The organism is Corynebacterium sp. HMSC074E01 (assembly GCF_001808885.1).
Classification (GTDB): domain Bacteria; phylum Actinomycetota; class Actinomycetes; order Mycobacteriales; family Mycobacteriaceae; genus Corynebacterium.
The window spans coordinates 69,134-83,591 of sequence record NZ_KV794845.1 but is presented as its reverse complement, the minus strand read 5'-3'; the positions used below and the strand labels follow the sequence as shown (position 1 = coordinate 83,591).

General features: G+C 61.4%; 16 protein-coding genes. 13 read left to right on the top strand and 3 right to left on the bottom strand.

The genetic code is table 11. The features are described 5' to 3' along the window. Nucleotides 1–47 precede the first annotated feature (47 nt). The 4 genes from mshA (at nucleotide 48) to HMPREF2537_RS05275 (ending at nucleotide 4,188) form a co-directional block, all read left to right on the top strand. Nucleotides 48–1,313: a D-inositol-3-phosphate glycosyltransferase gene (gene mshA / locus HMPREF2537_RS05290; RefSeq protein WP_070526131.1), complete on the top strand. Its 1,266-nt coding sequence runs from the start codon at nucleotides 48–50 to the stop codon at nucleotides 1,311–1,313. A gap of 89 nt (nucleotides 1,314–1,402) precedes the next feature. Beyond that, complete coding sequence (locus HMPREF2537_RS05285) at nucleotides 1,403–2,152, top strand: phosphoglyceromutase (protein ID WP_029158966.1); 750 nt, start codon at nucleotides 1,403–1,405, stop codon at nucleotides 2,150–2,152. A gap of 75 nt (nucleotides 2,153–2,227) precedes the next feature. After that, complete coding sequence (locus HMPREF2537_RS05280) at nucleotides 2,228–3,493, top strand: sensor histidine kinase (protein WP_070526130.1); 1,266 nt, start codon at nucleotides 2,228–2,230, stop codon at nucleotides 3,491–3,493. After that, the gene (locus HMPREF2537_RS05275) at nucleotides 3,490–4,188 is read left to right on the top strand and encodes a response regulator transcription factor (protein ID WP_070526129.1); all 699 of its coding nucleotides are present in this window, start codon (nucleotides 3,490–3,492) and stop codon (nucleotides 4,186–4,188) included. The genes HMPREF2537_RS05280 and HMPREF2537_RS05275 overlap by 4 nt, the downstream gene beginning before the upstream one ends. Here HMPREF2537_RS05275 and HMPREF2537_RS05270 read toward each other — a convergent pair. After that, complete coding sequence (locus tag HMPREF2537_RS05270) at nucleotides 4,185–5,066, bottom strand: DUF3109 family protein (RefSeq protein ID WP_070526127.1); 882 nt, start codon at nucleotides 5,064–5,066, stop codon at nucleotides 4,185–4,187. The two genes, HMPREF2537_RS05275 and HMPREF2537_RS05270, sit on opposite strands and share 4 nt — an antisense overlap. 33 nt (nucleotides 5,067–5,099) lie before the next feature. Between HMPREF2537_RS05270 and HMPREF2537_RS05265 the strand changes: the two genes are divergently transcribed. The 5 genes from HMPREF2537_RS05265 to HMPREF2537_RS12430 all read left to right on the top strand — a co-directional run bounded on the left by HMPREF2537_RS05265 (nucleotide 5,100) and on the right by HMPREF2537_RS12430 (nucleotide 8,546). Next, nucleotides 5,100–6,029 carry a Ppx/GppA family phosphatase gene (locus HMPREF2537_RS05265; protein ID WP_083298973.1) on the top strand — a complete coding sequence of 310 codons (930 nt, stop codon included), beginning with the start codon at nucleotides 5,100–5,102 and terminating at the stop codon, nucleotides 6,027–6,029. 9 nt (nucleotides 6,030–6,038) lie between these two features. Beyond that, entirely contained in the window at nucleotides 6,039–6,869 is an 831-nt protein-coding gene (locus HMPREF2537_RS05260; RefSeq protein ID WP_070526122.1) for a hypothetical protein, read from the top strand. Between the two features lie 150 nt (nucleotides 6,870–7,019). Further along, a complete protein-coding gene (gene proC / locus HMPREF2537_RS05255; RefSeq protein ID WP_070526164.1) occupies nucleotides 7,020–7,811 on the top strand; it encodes a pyrroline-5-carboxylate reductase in 792 nt (263 codons plus the stop codon). 200 nt (nucleotides 7,812–8,011) lie between these two features. Then, nucleotides 8,012–8,200, top strand: coding sequence for a helix-turn-helix domain-containing protein (locus HMPREF2537_RS05250; RefSeq protein ID WP_010189818.1), 189 nt, complete (start codon nucleotides 8,012–8,014; stop codon nucleotides 8,198–8,200). 244 nt (nucleotides 8,201–8,444) lie between these two features. Beyond that, nucleotides 8,445–8,546 (top strand): 30S ribosomal protein bS22, encoded by a 102-nt coding sequence (locus HMPREF2537_RS12430; protein ID WP_003855542.1) that lies wholly within the window; start codon nucleotides 8,445–8,447, stop codon nucleotides 8,544–8,546. Nucleotides 8,547–8,683: 137 nt separating this feature from the next. On the opposite strand, the gene HMPREF2537_RS05245 is transcribed toward HMPREF2537_RS12430, so the two are convergent. Continuing rightward, the gene (locus HMPREF2537_RS05245; RefSeq protein ID WP_083298972.1) at nucleotides 8,684–9,919 is read right to left on the bottom strand and encodes an HNH endonuclease signature motif containing protein; all 1,236 of its coding nucleotides are present in this window, start codon (nucleotides 9,917–9,919) and stop codon (nucleotides 8,684–8,686) included. A 199-nt stretch (nucleotides 9,920–10,118) separates the two neighbouring features. On the opposite strand from HMPREF2537_RS05245, the gene HMPREF2537_RS05240 reads away from it, so the two are divergent. After that, the gene (locus HMPREF2537_RS05240) at nucleotides 10,119–10,697 is read left to right on the top strand and encodes an LURP-one-related/scramblase family protein (RefSeq protein ID WP_070526120.1); all 579 of its coding nucleotides are present in this window, start codon (nucleotides 10,119–10,121) and stop codon (nucleotides 10,695–10,697) included. Here the strand turns inward: HMPREF2537_RS05240 and HMPREF2537_RS05235 are convergent. Continuing rightward, complete coding sequence (locus tag HMPREF2537_RS05235; protein WP_070526117.1) at nucleotides 10,694–11,710, bottom strand: HAD-IB family hydrolase; 1,017 nt, start codon at nucleotides 11,708–11,710, stop codon at nucleotides 10,694–10,696. The genes HMPREF2537_RS05240 and HMPREF2537_RS05235 overlap by 4 nt on opposite strands. Nucleotides 11,711–11,816: 106 nt before the next feature. Between HMPREF2537_RS05235 and HMPREF2537_RS05230 the strand changes: the two genes are divergently transcribed. From HMPREF2537_RS05230 to hemC, 3 genes are all read left to right on the top strand, one after another. Next, nucleotides 11,817–12,056 carry a glutaredoxin family protein gene (locus tag HMPREF2537_RS05230; protein WP_070526115.1) on the top strand — a complete coding sequence of 80 codons (240 nt, stop codon included), beginning with the start codon at nucleotides 11,817–11,819 and terminating at the stop codon, nucleotides 12,054–12,056. 105 nt (nucleotides 12,057–12,161) lie between these two features. Continuing rightward, the gene (locus tag HMPREF2537_RS05225) at nucleotides 12,162–13,538 is read left to right on the top strand and encodes a glutamyl-tRNA reductase (RefSeq protein WP_070526112.1); all 1,377 of its coding nucleotides are present in this window, start codon (nucleotides 12,162–12,164) and stop codon (nucleotides 13,536–13,538) included. Further along, nucleotides 13,539–14,429, top strand: coding sequence for a hydroxymethylbilane synthase (hemC, locus tag HMPREF2537_RS05220; RefSeq protein ID WP_070526110.1), 891 nt, complete (start codon nucleotides 13,539–13,541; stop codon nucleotides 14,427–14,429). Nucleotides 14,430–14,458: the final 29 nt, after the last annotated feature.

The following is a 14,458-nucleotide window of genomic DNA, read 5'->3' as shown; positions in this document are numbered from 1 at the left end:
GTACGGGCCAGTATAACGCGGCTCGTTTCGGGATACACTGGACAATTATGCGCATCGCGATGATTTCCATGCACACCTCGCCCCTTGAACAGCCCGGTTCCGGGGATGCGGGCGGCATGAACGTCTATGTTCTCAACACTGCCCGTCAGCTCGCGCGCCTCGGCGTGGAGGTCGATATTTTCACCCGCGCCACGCGCCCCAGTCAGGGCGAGGTGGTGGACGTCGAGGAGCGCCTGCGCGTCATCAACATTGTGGCGGGACCCTATGAAGGTTTGAGCAAAGAGGAACTGCCCACGCAGCTGGCCGCGTTCACGGGCGGCATCTTCAACTTCGCGCGCTGTTTTGAGGTGGACTATGACGTCATCCACTCCCACTACTGGCTCTCCGGCCAGGTGGGCTGGCTGTTGCGTGATCTCTGGGATATCCCCCTCGTCCATACCGCGCACACCTTGGCTGCTGTGAAGAATGTGCACCGCACGCTCGATGACACCCCGGAAACCGAAGCCCGCCGCATCTGCGAACAACAACTGGTGGATAACGCCGACATCCTGGTGGTCAACACCGCCCAGGAAACCCGCGATCTGATCGAGCACTACGACGCCTCGCCGGAGAATATCGTCGTGGTCTCTCCGGGCGCGGATACCGAGCTGTATACCCCGGGAACCGACCGCATGACGGAGCGTGCGCGCCGCCAGCTGGGCATCCCGCTACACACCAAAGTCGTGGCCTTTGTGGGCCGCCTGCAAAAGTTCAAGGGTCCTGACGTGCTCATCCGCGCCGCGGCGGAGCTGATGGAGCGCGATCCGGACCGTAGCCTGCGCGTGGTCATCTGTGGCGGTGCCTCCGGGGCGAATTCCTCTCCGGATACCTATCACAATTTGGCCCGTGAGCTGGGGGTGGAGCGCGTCGTGCGTTTCCTCAGCCCGCGCCCGCCGCAGGAGCTCGTGGCCATCTATCAGGCCGCGGATATCGTCGCGGTGCCCAGCTACAACGAGTCTTTTGGGCTGGTGGCCATGGAAGCGCAGGCCTCCGGAACGCCCGTGGTGGCAGCGGCCGTCGGCGGCTTGCCCATCGCCGTCGCGGATGGTGACACGGGCTTGCTCGTCCACTCCCATTCGGCGCAGGATTGGGCTGACGCACTAGAGCAGTTGCTTGACGACGACCCCCGCCGCATCGCCATGGGCGAAGCCGCCGTCGATCACGCCCAGCAATTCAGTTGGGCGGCGGCCGCGGCCCAACTGGAGAATATTTATGCCGACGCGATGAGTATTGAGATTCCGGACTGTCACGCGCGCCGGGCAATCGGATACTAATCCCACACAAGTGGGCATAAACCCACACTTAGGGGTGATGTGCTCGGGTTCACAGGCGAGCCGCCGAAAAACGTGGCATGCTGGTGTTTATGAGTAACGGAAAGCTGATTCTACTTCGACACGGACAGTCCGAATGGAACGAGTCCAACCAGTTCACCGGTTGGGTTGACGTCAACCTCACCGCCAAGGGTGAGGGTGAGGCCAAGCGTGGCGGCGAGCTGCTCAAGGAACAGGGCATCTTGCCGAACGTTGTCTACACCTCCCTCCTGCGCCGCGCCATCCGCACCGCCAACATCGCGCTCAACGCCGCGGACCGCCACTGGATCCCCGTTGTGCGTGACTGGCGTCTGAACGAGCGCCACTACGGCGCCCTGCAGGGCCTCAACAAGGCTGAGACCAAGGACAAGTACGGCGAGGAGCAGTTCATGGCATGGCGCCGTTCCTACGGCACCCCGCCGCCGGAGCTGGAGGACGGTGCCGAGTACTCCCAGGCCGGTGACCCGCGCTACGCCAACCTGGATCAGGTTCCGCGCACCGAGTGCCTGAAGGACGTCGTCGAGCGCTTCGTTCCTTATTTCGAGGAGGAGATCCTCCCGCGCGCCAAGAAGGGTGAAACCGTTCTCATCGCCGCACACGGCAACTCCCTACGTGCGCTGGTCAAGCACCTAGATCAGATCTCCGATGAGGAGATTGCCGGCCTCAACATTCCGACTGGCATCCCGCTGGTCTACGAGATCACCGAGGATGGTTCCGTGGTGAACCCGGGCGGCACCTACCTGGATCCGGAAGCTGCCGCTGCCGGCGCTGCCGCCGTGGCCGCTCAGGGTGGAAAGAACTAACCACCGAGAAAGCTGCGTGCTGCGCACAATCCCCAGGGAGCATATACTCCTTGGGGATTCTTTGTAGGGGCGTGAATGATTGTGGAACTGGTTTTAGCTTTTCTAGCCGGCGTGGTGGCCTGTGGCCTGGCCATTCCGGTGCTGACTCGGTTCCGTGAACGCATGGAACGCCGCCGCGTCCGCGATGCGGACGCCAACCAGGTCACCAGCGTGAGCCAGGTCCTGCACCTCGCCGTGGCGGGATCGCCGGCCGGCATGACGGTGCTCTCGCGCGACAAAGAGGTCATCTTTTCCAACCCAGCGTCCCATGAAATGTCGATGGTGCACGACCGTGCCGTGAACCCCGATATTTGGAAGGTGGCGGAAGAAGTCTTCGACGATAAGGAGACCCGAACGCTGGACCTCGCCATTCCCAAGCGGCGCACCGGTAACCGCGTGATTCAGGTACGCGCGGTGGTTCAGCCGCTGACGCTTAACGACGATCGCTTCGTCATCGTCTATGGCACCGACGAGTCCGAATCGGTGCGCATGGAATCTGCCCGCCGTGACTTCGTGGCCAACGTGTCGCACGAGCTGAAGACCCCGGTGGGCGGCATCGCCCTGCTGGCCGAGGCCCTCCTCGAGGACACGGGGGATCCCGAGCACGTCGAATACTTCGGCAGCAGGGTGCAGAAGGAAGCCGCCCGCATGGCCGAGATGGTCAGCGAACTCATCTCCCTGTCCAAGCTGCAGGGCGCGGAGGCGCTGCCGGAGATGGAGCCGCTCGACCTCGATGATGTCATCGATGAGGCCATTACCCGCAACCAGCTCGCCGCCGATTCCCACCACAACCAGCTCACCCGCGGCGAATCCGCAGGGGTTCACGTGATGGGAGATAAATCCCTCCTGGTTACGGCGATCTCGAACTTGATCTCCAACGCCATCCACTATTCGCCGGATGAACTACCGGTGTCGGTGACGCAGAAGGTCGTTGGTGGGAAGGTCGTGCATATCCGAGTCACCGACCGCGGCATCGGCATCGCCCCCGAAGATCAGAAGCGGGTATTTGAACGCTTCTTCCGCGTCGACAAGGCGCGGTCCCGGCAGACCGGCGGGACTGGCCTCGGCTTGGCCATTGTGAAGCATGTCGTGGCTAATCACGGCGGCAATATCAAGCTGTGGTCGCGCCCCGGAACTGGCTCGACCTTCACTATTGAGCTCCCTATATACGCAGAAGAGAAGCCAGCAGATAATCTTATTAACCGGGATAATATAGAAGACGGAGCCGTCAGTTCCGCCGCCCCTGGTTTGCAGCGCGCCGTGGCGCGTGTAGCAGCTCGTCGAAAGGATAAAGCGCAATGACCACCATCCTCATCGTTGAAGATGAAGAGTCGCTGGCCGATCCCCTCGCCTTCCTCCTCCGAAAGGAGGGATTCGACGTTCTCCTCGCCCCCGACGGGCCCAGCGCGCTCGAACAGTTTGCGGCAAATAACGTAGATATCGTCCTGCTGGACCTCATGCTGCCGGGAATGTCTGGAACGGACGTGTGCAAGCAACTGCGCGCGACGTCCTCCGTGCCGGTGATTATGGTGACCGCGCGCGACTCAGAGATTGACAAGGTCGTGGGCCTGGAGTTGGGCGCGGATGACTATGTGACCAAGCCTTATTCCTCCCGCGAGCTCATCGCCCGCATTCGCGCGGTGCTGCGCCGTGGCCAGGATGTCTCTTCTGAGCACGCTGAGGAGGAGCCCGACGAGCAAATCCTGGAAGGCGGCCGCGTGCGCATGGACGTGGAGCGCCACACGGTTCTCGTGGCCGGCGAGCCGGTATCCATGCCGCTCAAGGAGTTTGATCTCCTCGAGTACCTGCTGCGCAATGCCGGGCGCGTGCTGACCCGCGGCCAACTCATTGACCGCATCTGGGGAGCGGATTATGTGGGTGATACCAAGACCCTCGACGTTCACGTCAAGCGCCTCCGCTCCAAGATTGAGGCCGAGCCTTCCCGCCCACAGCAACTCGTGACGGTGCGCGGCCTGGGCTATAAGTTCGAGGCTTAAGCTCGGGGGTCCGCTGGGTGCCGCGGGAGCTCGACTCCGGAACGTGCTCGGGCCTCGCAGTGCGTGGCCAGAATTTCGTAGCACTCCTCTCCGAGTAGCGCGATCAGCTCGGTTTTCTGCGATTTCCACAGCGGTTCTTCCGCGATGTGGCAGGAGGGATCTGCCGAGCAATACCAATCGAAGTCCTCGCCGCCGTTGCCCCACCCGCGGCGGTCATATTCGCCGATAGTGGTGCGCAGGATTTCCTCCCCATCGGGGCGCTCCTCATAGTCTTCGTGCCGGCGAATCGGCAGCTGCCAGCACACCTCGGGCTTGACCACGGTGAGTTCCTCACCCGCCTCGAGCGCCCATTGGTGGATAGCGCAGCCCGCGCCCGTGGGCCAACCGGCGCGGTTGGCGAAGATGCAGGCGCCGTCGACAAGCGGCGTCTTCAGTGCCGGTTCCGGCTCGCCATCCTCGCCGTCGAGCTCATCCCACTCCAGCCAGGGCTCCAACTCCTCAGGTTCTCCGTGTTTCAGGAACTCATCTACCCCCGCAGGGCGGTGCTGCCAGAAGCGGGCGGGCATGCGCGCGACGGCGTCGCGAAGCTGCTCCCGATCCGTCTCATCAGCCATGTAGGCACCGTGCACGCAGCAGCCGACGTCGGGCTGTTGCTTATCGATGCCGTGGCATCTCTCCGTCCCAAACTGGCAGGCATAGTGCGATTCGAGCCAAGTCAGGTCGATGGAAAAGATGTGGAGTGGATCGTTTGGATCCGTAAATTCAAACCACTCTCTGGGGAAGTCGGGGGCCTTTTCGCGGCCGGCCAAGATGGAAGCCGCCGCTGGGGAGGAGGCGGGAAATCCCAGGTAAACTTCATTTGATTTCGGGCGATTCACACCTACCCACGGTAGACCTACTACTCTAGAGGCGTGCGATTAGGTGTATTAGACGTCGGAAGTAATACCGTCCACCTCGTTGCGGTCGACGCCGCAACCGGTGGGCGGCCTTCGCCGATGAGCGATTGGAAGACCCCGCTGCGTCTGGTGGAACAGCTAGACAAGGACGGCAACATCCACGAGAAGGGCATGAAGAAGCTCATCTCCGCCGTGGGTGAGGCCGCCGAGCTGGGCCAGAAGCTGGGCTGTGACGAGTTCATCGCCTTTGCTACCTCCGCCGTGCGCTCGGCCACGAACTCGGCCAAGGTTCTCGATGAAGTTGAGAAGCAAACCGGCGTGCGCCTAGAGATCCTGTCGGGTGAGGAGGAAGCGCGCTTGACCTTCCTCGCCGCCCGCCGTTGGTATGGCTGGTCCGCTGGCCGCATCACCAACCTCGATATCGGTGGCGGTTCGCTGGAGCTGTCCACTGGTACCGACGAGCATCCGGAAATGGCTTTCTCCCTCGATTTGGGAGCTGGCCGTCTGACCCATAACTGGTTCGATACTGATCCTCCGCAGAAGTCCAAGGTGAATTTGCTGCGGGATTATATTGACGCGGAACTGGTCGGCGTGGCCGATAAGATGCGCACGCTGGGCCCTGCAGGATTGGCCGTGGGCACCTCGAAAACATTCCGCACGCTGGCCCGTTTGACCGGTGCTGCACCGTCTTCGGCGGGTCCCTACGTCAAACGCACCCTCACGGCGCCGGGTTTGCGTCAGCTGATTTCCTTCATCTCCCGTATGACTGCAGCTGACAGGGCGGACCTTGAGGGTGTAAGTTCTACCCGATCGCATCAAATCGTCGCCGGTGCTTTAGTGGCGGAGGCGAGCATGCGTGCCCTGGGAATCGAAAAGCTGGAGATCTGCCCCTGGGCTCTCCGAGAAGGTGTCATTTTGCGCCGTACCGATAAGGGACTGGAATAGGAAAGAAACGTGGCTGACAAGAAACAGTTGACAGTTGCGGAGCTGCTGGCCCGTAACGCGAAGGACCGACCCGGCGAGGAGAAGAGCCCCCGCCGCCGTCGCCGGAGCCTCGATGAAGGCGGCATCTCAGTTGCGGAGCTGACCGGCAATCTCGAAAAGGTGAAGGCAACCCCGGCTGAGGCAAAGCACTCGAACGTCTCCATCGATGAGACGGCCCCGGTGATTCCTGCGCCGAAGAAGGAGAGCAAGGAAGAGGCTCCAAAGAAGGCAGACAAGAAGGCCGACGACAAGGCTCAGGCTGCCGCCGTTCCTGCGGAGAAGCCCTCTGATGATGACACCCGCGTCATCCAAAAGGTCAAGGACGAGCCAAAGAAGAAGACCGAGGACAAGCCTGAGCAGAAGTCTGATGCAAAGGAAGCTGAAAAGCCTGAGGTAAAGACGGCCACCAAGCCTGAAGCAAAGACCGCCGCACCGGTCGATGAGAAGCCACAGGACGCTGCCGAGGACACCTTCACCACGGGTGAGCTCGAGGCAGTCGACCACGACGTTGAAGAATACGACGACTATGACGACGAGGAGGACGAGGACAAGCTCAACCCCTTCGCCGTCGTCCTGCTCGCCCTCGTGGGCATCGTGCTCGGCGCCATCGTGTTCAAGGGCTTCGAGATCCTCTGGGATCGCTTCGACCGCCTCGTTGTCCTGGTGCTTGGTGTGGTTGTCACCGGCGTCATCGTCGGCATCGTCCACGCACTGCGCACCAGCCGCGATGGTCTCTCCATGTTCCTTGCAGCCGTGGCCGGCCTAGTGCTGACCTTCGGCCCGCTCCTCGTGGTGATGTAAGAACCAGCTCCACAGGGCACCTTCTCATAAGGCATCTGTCAAAAGACAGATGCCTTTTGCATGCGCGGGGTCAGTGAGGCAGCAGCTCAGATCGCAGGCAGCGCTCTTGCTTGGTGGCCGCATCCTGGCCTTTCTGGCACCCTGGAAAGCATGACAAAAATTGCAGTACTTGGTGGAGGACAAATCGGTGAAGCCCTAGTTTCCGGGCTGGTGAATGCGGGCTATGACGCCGCGGACATCGTGGTGACCAACCGTCGTTCCGAGCGTAGCGAGGAGTTAAAGAGCACCTATGGCGTGTCGGTCACGAGCGATAATGCCGCGGCTATCGACGGCGCGGAATACATCTTCGCGTGTGTGAAGCCCTATGCCATCGAGGAGCTCCTTGAGGGTCTCGACATCCCCAAGACGGCCGTGGTTGTGTCCATGGCTGCTGGCCTGACCCTCGAGACGTTGGAGAAGGCCGCCGGTGAGGGCGTGCCAGTCGTCCGCGTTATGCCGAACACCCCCATGTTGGTGGGCAAGGGTATGTGCACCTGCGCGGGTGGTTCCCACGTCACCGAGGAGCAGCAGGCTGGCGTGGTCATGCTTCTGGAAGCCGTTGGCGAGGTTGCAGTCATTGAGGAGAAGCACATCGACGCTGCCACTGCACTGGCAGGCTCTGCCCCCGCGTATTACTTTCTTGTCACCGAAGCGCTGATCGACGCCGGCGTACAGCTCGGCCTCACCCGTGACGTCGCCGAGAAGCTAGCCACCCGCACTGCCCAAGGCGCGGGCACCATGCTGGCTGAATCTGGCAAGGATCCCGTGGCTTTGCGCGCAGGGGTAACCTCCCCGGGGGGAACCACTGCTGCCGCCCTTCGTGAACTCGAGGAGTCCGGCCTGCGGGGCGCGTTCTTCCGTGCCGCCGAAGCATGTACCCAGCGTGCGCAGGAACTTGCTTAAAATTTCCCGCCGTTCTGGTAGCCCTGTGGCATATGTTGTCACACGGGCTTGATGGGGAACAGCGGTGCGAAAGAGGAAAAAATTAGCTCTTGGGTCGCATTAGTCACACGTTTCACGCTAAGCTGGCAGGAGCGCGTGCGTGATAGTCCTGTGGGAGGGGAAGCCTACAGCGCGTCACGTGCTGAAGGGTTAAATAAACTATGACGAATGAAGATAAGGGAACTTTCCTGACCATCGCCGAAGTTGCGGAGATCATGCGTGTCTCCAAGATGACGGTGTACAGGTTGGTTCATGCAGGTGACATGCCGGCCGTGCGCGTGGGACGCTCCTTCCGCGTCCACGAATCTGCCGTCAAGGAATACCTTGAGGCCTCCGTATACGGAGCCTAGCGTTCACCTCTTTCTGGCAGCGCCCACCACTGTGGACCACTCGCGGTCCGCGGCGGTGGGCGCTGCCCTTAGTTTTGGTGCTGGGCAGGCCGCTAGGTAAGATAGTGAGCATTCGTTTCGGCACTGGTATGCCTGTGTCTCCCTGTTTCGCAGGGGCCGCCACGAGTGCACCGTGTGTGGTTTCATTCCAGGCGTTGCCGGCCGGTTTACGTACGTACTAATTCCGAAAGTGAGGAAACCTACTATGGGTTCTGTCATCAAGAAGCGCCGCAAGCGCATGTCCAAGAAGAAGCACCGCAAGATGCTGCGCCGTACCCGCGTTCAGCGTCGTAAGCTGGGCAAGTAAAGCTTCGCCTGCAACTCCCCGCATGGTCCTTTTAGGTTCGTGGCGGGGAGTTTCTGCTATCTATTCTCCTTTCCCTCCGTCGTTTCAGACGACCTTTCCGTCGTCTCACATGACGTCGTTTCAGACGACGACGCCGCTTAGAACGGAATGTCTTCCTGTGGAGCGCCCGGGGTGCGGGGTTCCTCAGCAGCGGCCTGCGATTCCTTAGCTGCCTGCTGGGTAGCTTCCTCCTGGGCGCGCTCGCGGGTGGCCGTAATTTTCTGGGCCACCGTCTGCGCCCAACGCTTCGTCTTCTTCGCCAGCGGGCCGGTCGGCTCTGTCATGGCCCATGTCCCGTCCTCGTAGAGCCACACGATGTCCCCGGTGTGCGGGTCCATGATGTAGTGTGCGCGCCCATCAGTCTTCATATTGTGATGGTGCTGGCACAAGCTGGCCAGATTGCGCGGGTGCGTGGCACCGCCGTCGGCATAGTTGATGCGGTGGTCCATCTGGCACAGGTAGGCCGGCCGGTTGCATCCCGGAGCGCGGCAGGTGCCATCCCGGCCTTCCACAAATTTGCGGATGAGTTCCGAAGCCACGTAGCTAGCCGATTCCGGCGGTTCCGAGGAGAGGTCGCGCGTGCGTGTGGCGGGTATGTCCTGCGAGGTCCATCCATACCCTTGGACAAAGGTGGGAGCATTGTCGATATCACTGGCCTGGTAGGTGTGCAGAATGATCGTCGCCGGCGGAGAGATACTGCCGGCGATGAGCTTCTTTAAGGCATCCGCCTGCGAGAGCCCGTTCTCCTTCGCTGCCTGTTTGATATAGCCATCCAGAATCATTCCCGTGGCACTATCAGTGTTGAGCTCAAGAATGCCGCGCTCACTAGTATCGGTAAAGGTATACGAGTCCTTCTTCGGAGAATCGCGGAAGGTGAATGCTTTATTGATGCTCTTGCAAATATCGCGAACCTTGCGCCCAATCTGCGCCGGAGTAGGAAAGACCTGATTCGGGGAGGTGGGGGGGAAGAAGGTGACCAGGGAATCGTCGATAAGCGCGAGCGTTTCCGGTGGCAGTTTACCCAGCTTCGTCAGGGTGCGGTCGATGGTGATGAGTGCCTTCATATCCAGTAGAAACTGACTGTCCTGCAGTTGCTTGACCTGCGGGAGCTCCGTGAGGCGGTGCACGGCCAGGCAGCATTCACTCACGGTGTAGTCACCGACGCCAAGCTTGGCGACGAGCCTCTGGCACGCAACATCAAAATCCTCATCGAGGTCTGGCATGGCAGCTACCCAAGAGCGGTAGTCGGCGCGGCGGGCGGCGCTGCGCTCCACGGCGAGGGCGCAGTCAGGGTTCATGTGGGAAAAGAAGGCGGTTTGAGTGGCGGTATTCACGGTGTCCCCCAAGGTTTATGGTGTCGTTTGTATGTTCTATGCACACTATAAAACATGCCTCGGACATCTATCTTGAACTGGGGGTATGGCAATATTTGGGCCGCTGTAATGGTGTGCATGTTTGCTCTCGTAGGCCGGGTGGAAAGTCTCATACTTTCCGGCCCCACAGGAGTCCGCCACGTACGTAAAATGGCGAACTATGTTGCCTAGACTCCTCACCCTTGACAGCCTGGTTATCTCACAGACCAAGTCCTTCATGCAGGATGAATTCCTGATCGCCGATGAACAAGGTGTGCCCGTCGGGACGATTCTGCAGTCGACGAGCCTGAAGGACATGTTCTTCAACTCTTCCCGCAGCCTCGAGGTTGCTTTTACCGATGAACAAGGTAATCCGCAGCAGCCGCTCATGGTGATTAAGGATCCGCCGAACTTTGTGCGGGATACCTATGAGGTGTATCTTCCGGGCGTCGAGAAGCCTATGGCAGTCGTGACCAAGAAATTCTCCCTCCTGAAGACGCGCCTGACCTTGGAGATGGAAGGCTTCCCAGAGATCGAGATTGAAGGCGATGTGTGGGATTGGAATATCACGATTACCAGCCAGGGGCAGCCCTTAGCGGAAGTGCGTAACGAGTGGTCGGGCGTGGGCCGGTTCCTCGCTGGGAAGAATACCTACCGCCTCAGCATTGCGCCGGGCCTCGACCCGCAACAGCATGCTGGGCTGATTGGTGCGGTCATGTGCATGGACATGCTGCGCACCAAGGCTCAAAATAGCAGCTAGCGGCGCACGAAGCGCCAGCTGCCATAGGAGAAGAGCGCGGTGGCGAGTGCCGGGAGGCCGTAGGTGCGCACGGCCTTGCGCACCGAGCGGTAGTCGCGGATGAGCCAGCCTTTTTCCTCTGCAATATCGCGCAGCTTGGAATCCGGGTTAATGGCCACGGGAGTTCCCACCATGGACAGCATCGGGACATCGTTGGCGCTGTCGGAGTAGGCGGTACAGCGCTCAAGATCGAGATTCTCCAAGGTGGCGAGCGCCGCCACTGCATGCTTTTTACCTGGCCCGTGGAGGATATCGCCCACGAGGTGGCCGGTGAAGCGGCCATCTTTGACCTCCGCCACGGTGCCGAGAGCGCCGGTGAAACCGAAACGCTGCGCCAGAATTTGCGCCAGCTGCACGGGGGTCGCCGTGACTAGCCACACCTGCTGGCCAGCATCGAGGTGCATCTGCGCCAGCTGCTTCGTGCCCGGGTAGGCCTTCCGGGCCATCGATTGGTCCACGATGCTCTCGCACAACACCACCATCTCCTCCACCGAGCGGCCCTTGACGAACTCGAGCGCTTGCACGCGCCCCGCGGCCACGTCGGCGGCATTCTCCGAACCGGAGACGCGGAATTTCAGCTGCTTCCATGCGATGGGAAGGATCTCAGAAAGTTTGAAATAGCGGCGGCGTGCCAGCCCCAGGGCAAAGGACACAAGCGAAGAGCCCTGGACCAAGGTGTTATCCACGTCGAAGAAAGCCGCAGCGCCGACGTCTTGGGGGATGTCCGGGTCTGGCTCGGTGATGGAGCGCGCGCCGGCGGATTCGAAGGAACCCCGAACAGAATCCACGCCAGAAGAGAAAGCTTCCAGGTCGATGCCGAAGAGGTGCTCTACCGCCGCGGCTGCCGACGCCTCACCGGCCGCCCTCTGGTGCTCTTCACCCAGCGGTGCGAAGGCCTGTTGCTCCAGGAAATTGCGCAAGTTTCCCCTGCTTGCGGTCCAATTGGCAAGGAACTCGCGGGGAGAATCGGGCATACCAGGAGGGAGCGGGAGAGGCACGCGTTCAGCTTTCATAGGGTGGGAAGACTAACGTGTCCATAGTAAACCGCGAACCGTTCTACGTCCTATCGAGGAGTTCTTAATGTCTCACGTCGTCGAGCTGATGGTGCGTACCACGTGCGGCTCCTGCGCGCGCGTTCTGGAGCAGATTACCCCGGTGGTCCGGCAGGCTGGGGCAGAGCTTAAAGTGCGCAACGTCGATGAGGATGCGGAGCTGGCCATGGAATATGGTGATCGCGTCCCCGTTGTAGTTATTGATGGTGAGGAGTTCTCCTGCTGGGAAGTGGACAACGAGGAGCTAGCGCAGGCGCTGATGGAGTAGCTTTCCCTGGAGACTTCCGCGAGTTTCGGAAACGAGCTGAAAACTAGTAGTCTTTTGGATGATCTATGTCATCCAAAGGGATGATGCAAAACTGGAGGGTTGTGCATGAGTGTGCTCGTCGTGGGCATGTCGCATCAGTCGGCGCCGGTAGCGCTGCTGGAAAAGCTGAGCATGGACGAGACCGTGCAGAATGACACCTGCCGTGCCATGGTATCGGCAGGCTCGTTGAGCGAGGCGATGATTATCTCCACCTGTAACCGCCTTGAGGTCTATACCGTCACTAACTCTTTCCACTCCGGCGTCCAGGATGTCGTGCACAACCTCGCTGAAGTCTCCGGGGTGGAGGAGGAGAAGCTGCGCTCCTATCTCTATGTGCGCTATGCCGACGCCGCCGCCGAGCACCTCATGATGGTGACCTCCGGCCTCGACTCGATGGTGGTGGGTGAGCAGCAAATCATCGGCCAGGTGCGCACCGCCTACCAGTTTGCTTCGGAGCAAGGAACCGTCGGCCCGCGCATCCACGCGCTGGCACAGTCCGCGCTGCGTACTGGCAAGCGGGTGCATTCCGAAACTGAGATCGATGAGGCGGGCTCCTCCATGGTCTCCTTTGCTTTTGATCAGGCGCTAAGCCGCATGGGCAGGGAAGATCTCGCGGGCAAGCGCGTGCTCATCTTGGGCGCAGGTGCAATGGCCTCGCTGGCGGCAACGCACGCGGGGCGCCTGGGTGCGCACCTGATTATCGCGAACCGCACCATCGCCCGCGCGGAGCGCGTGGCGCAGCACGCTCATGAGGCGGGCGTGTACGCAGACGTTATTGACTTCTCGGAGCGTGCCCAAGCTCTGCGCGATGTGGACGTGGCGATTTCCGCCACGGGAGCCCAGGGCTTCACTATTACGGCTGCCGACGTCGAGCGCTATCACGTGGCCGACCGCGAACTCATGCTCGTGGATCTGTCCCTGCCGCGCGATATTGATGATGCCGTGGCAGAGGCCGAGGGAGTCGACCTGATCAATATCGAGCGTCTCAACAACTCTCTGCAGGCGGCCGATACCGATCTGGCAGCGGGTACCAGCCCACACGCGCAGGCGCGGCGCATCGTCAGTGAAGAACTCGAATCCTATGCTTCCGAGCAGCGCGTCCGCGACGTCGTCCCAGCCGTATCGGCACTGCGCAAGCGGGCGGCAAACCTGGTCCAGTGCGAGGTAGCGCGGATGGGACAGAAGCACCCCGAGCTGGACGAGCGCCAGATGGGAGATATCAATCGCGCACTCAAGCGCGTTGCGGATAAGCTGCTGCACGAGCCCACGGTTCGCGCGAAGCAGCTCGCGGCCAACTCCGGCACGGTTAGCCATGAGACCGCGTTGCAAGAGCTTTTTGGGCTCCAGCTGGAGGGCAGCGGCGTGGCGGTAGACATGGCGGAGCTGCCGGATGCCGCGCAGATGGAAGCCGCGGAAAATACTAAGGAAGAAAAGGACGCATAGATGTTGAAGATCGGTACCCGAGGATCCCTCCTGGCCACTACTCAGTCCGGCCACGTACAGGAGTGGTTGCAGCAGGAAGGCTATGAGGCCGAGCTGCACATCGTTACCACGCAGGGTGACGTCAACATGGCTCCCGTGGAGCGCATCGGTGTGGGTGTGTTTACGCAGGCCCTGCGTGAGGCCGTCGACCGCGGCGAGTGTGAGATCGCAGTGCACTCCTTCAAGGACCTGCCCACGGCTGCCGACGAGCGTTTCGACCTCGTGGTGCCGCAGCGCCAGGACGTCCGTGAGGCGCTCATCGCCCGCGATGGCCTGACCCTCAAGGAGCTGCCGGAGGGCGCGCGCGTGGGCACCTCCGCGCCGCGCCGCATCAGCCAGCTGCGCGCTATGCGCCCGGACCTGGATATTCGTCCGCTGCGCGGCAATATCGATACCCGCATGGGCAAGGTCACCAGCGGCGAGCTCGACGCCGTCCTCCTGGCCTACGCAGGCCTCGTGCGCGCGGGCTATGCCGATCGCGCCACCGAGGTCTTCGATCCGGAGGTCTTCATGCCCGCGCCCGCGCAGGGCGCGTTGGCTATCGAGGCAGTGAAGGGAACTGAGGCAGCGAAGGCCATTGCCTTGCTTGCCGACGGCCCCGCCACCGCCGCCACCCGCGCCGAGCGCACCGTGCTCTCCCAGCTGGAGGCTGGTTGCACTGCGCCGGTCGCCGCTACCTCTCACTGGGAAGGGGAGCAGCTGGTCGTTCGCGGCGGTGTCTTTGCCCTCGACGGTTCCCGTCAGCTCATCGCTCAGGCCCAGGGTGCGGCAAGCGAGGCAGAAGAATTGGGACGTGCGGTCTCCAAGGAGCTCTTCGCTCAGGGAGCTGCGGACGTGCTGGCAGCGGAATAACCGCACGTAATTTTTGCTTTGGGGCCTTT

Bases quoted from the DNA above. Each gene is read 5' to 3' on its own strand.
- mshA (WP_070526131.1), top strand. From the start codon at position 48: ATGCGCATCGCGATGATTTCCATGCACACCTCGCCCCTTGAACAGCCC.
- HMPREF2537_RS05285 (WP_029158966.1), top strand. From the start codon at position 1,403: ATGAGTAACGGAAAGCTGATTCTACTTCGACACGGACAGTCCGAATGG.
- HMPREF2537_RS05280 (WP_070526130.1), top strand. From the start codon at position 2,228: ATGATTGTGGAACTGGTTTTAGCTTTTCTAGCCGGCGTGGTGGCCTGT.
- HMPREF2537_RS05275 (WP_070526129.1), top strand. From the start codon at position 3,490: ATGACCACCATCCTCATCGTTGAAGATGAAGAGTCGCTGGCCGATCCC.
- proC (WP_070526164.1), top strand. From the start codon at position 7,020: ATGACAAAAATTGCAGTACTTGGTGGAGGACAAATCGGTGAAGCCCTA.
- HMPREF2537_RS05250 (WP_010189818.1), top strand. From the start codon at position 8,012: ATGACGAATGAAGATAAGGGAACTTTCCTGACCATCGCCGAAGTTGCG.
- HMPREF2537_RS12430 (WP_003855542.1), top strand. From the start codon at position 8,445: ATGGGTTCTGTCATCAAGAAGCGCCGCAAGCGCATGTCCAAGAAGAAG.
- HMPREF2537_RS05240 (WP_070526120.1), top strand. From the start codon at position 10,119: ATGTTGCCTAGACTCCTCACCCTTGACAGCCTGGTTATCTCACAGACC.
- HMPREF2537_RS05235 (WP_070526117.1), bottom strand. From the start codon at position 11,710: ATGCCCGATTCTCCCCGCGAGTTCCTTGCCAATTGGACCGCAAGCAGG.
- HMPREF2537_RS05230 (WP_070526115.1), top strand. From the start codon at position 11,817: ATGTCTCACGTCGTCGAGCTGATGGTGCGTACCACGTGCGGCTCCTGC.
- HMPREF2537_RS05225 (WP_070526112.1), top strand. From the start codon at position 12,162: ATGAGTGTGCTCGTCGTGGGCATGTCGCATCAGTCGGCGCCGGTAGCG.
- hemC (WP_070526110.1), top strand. From the start codon at position 13,539: ATGTTGAAGATCGGTACCCGAGGATCCCTCCTGGCCACTACTCAGTCC.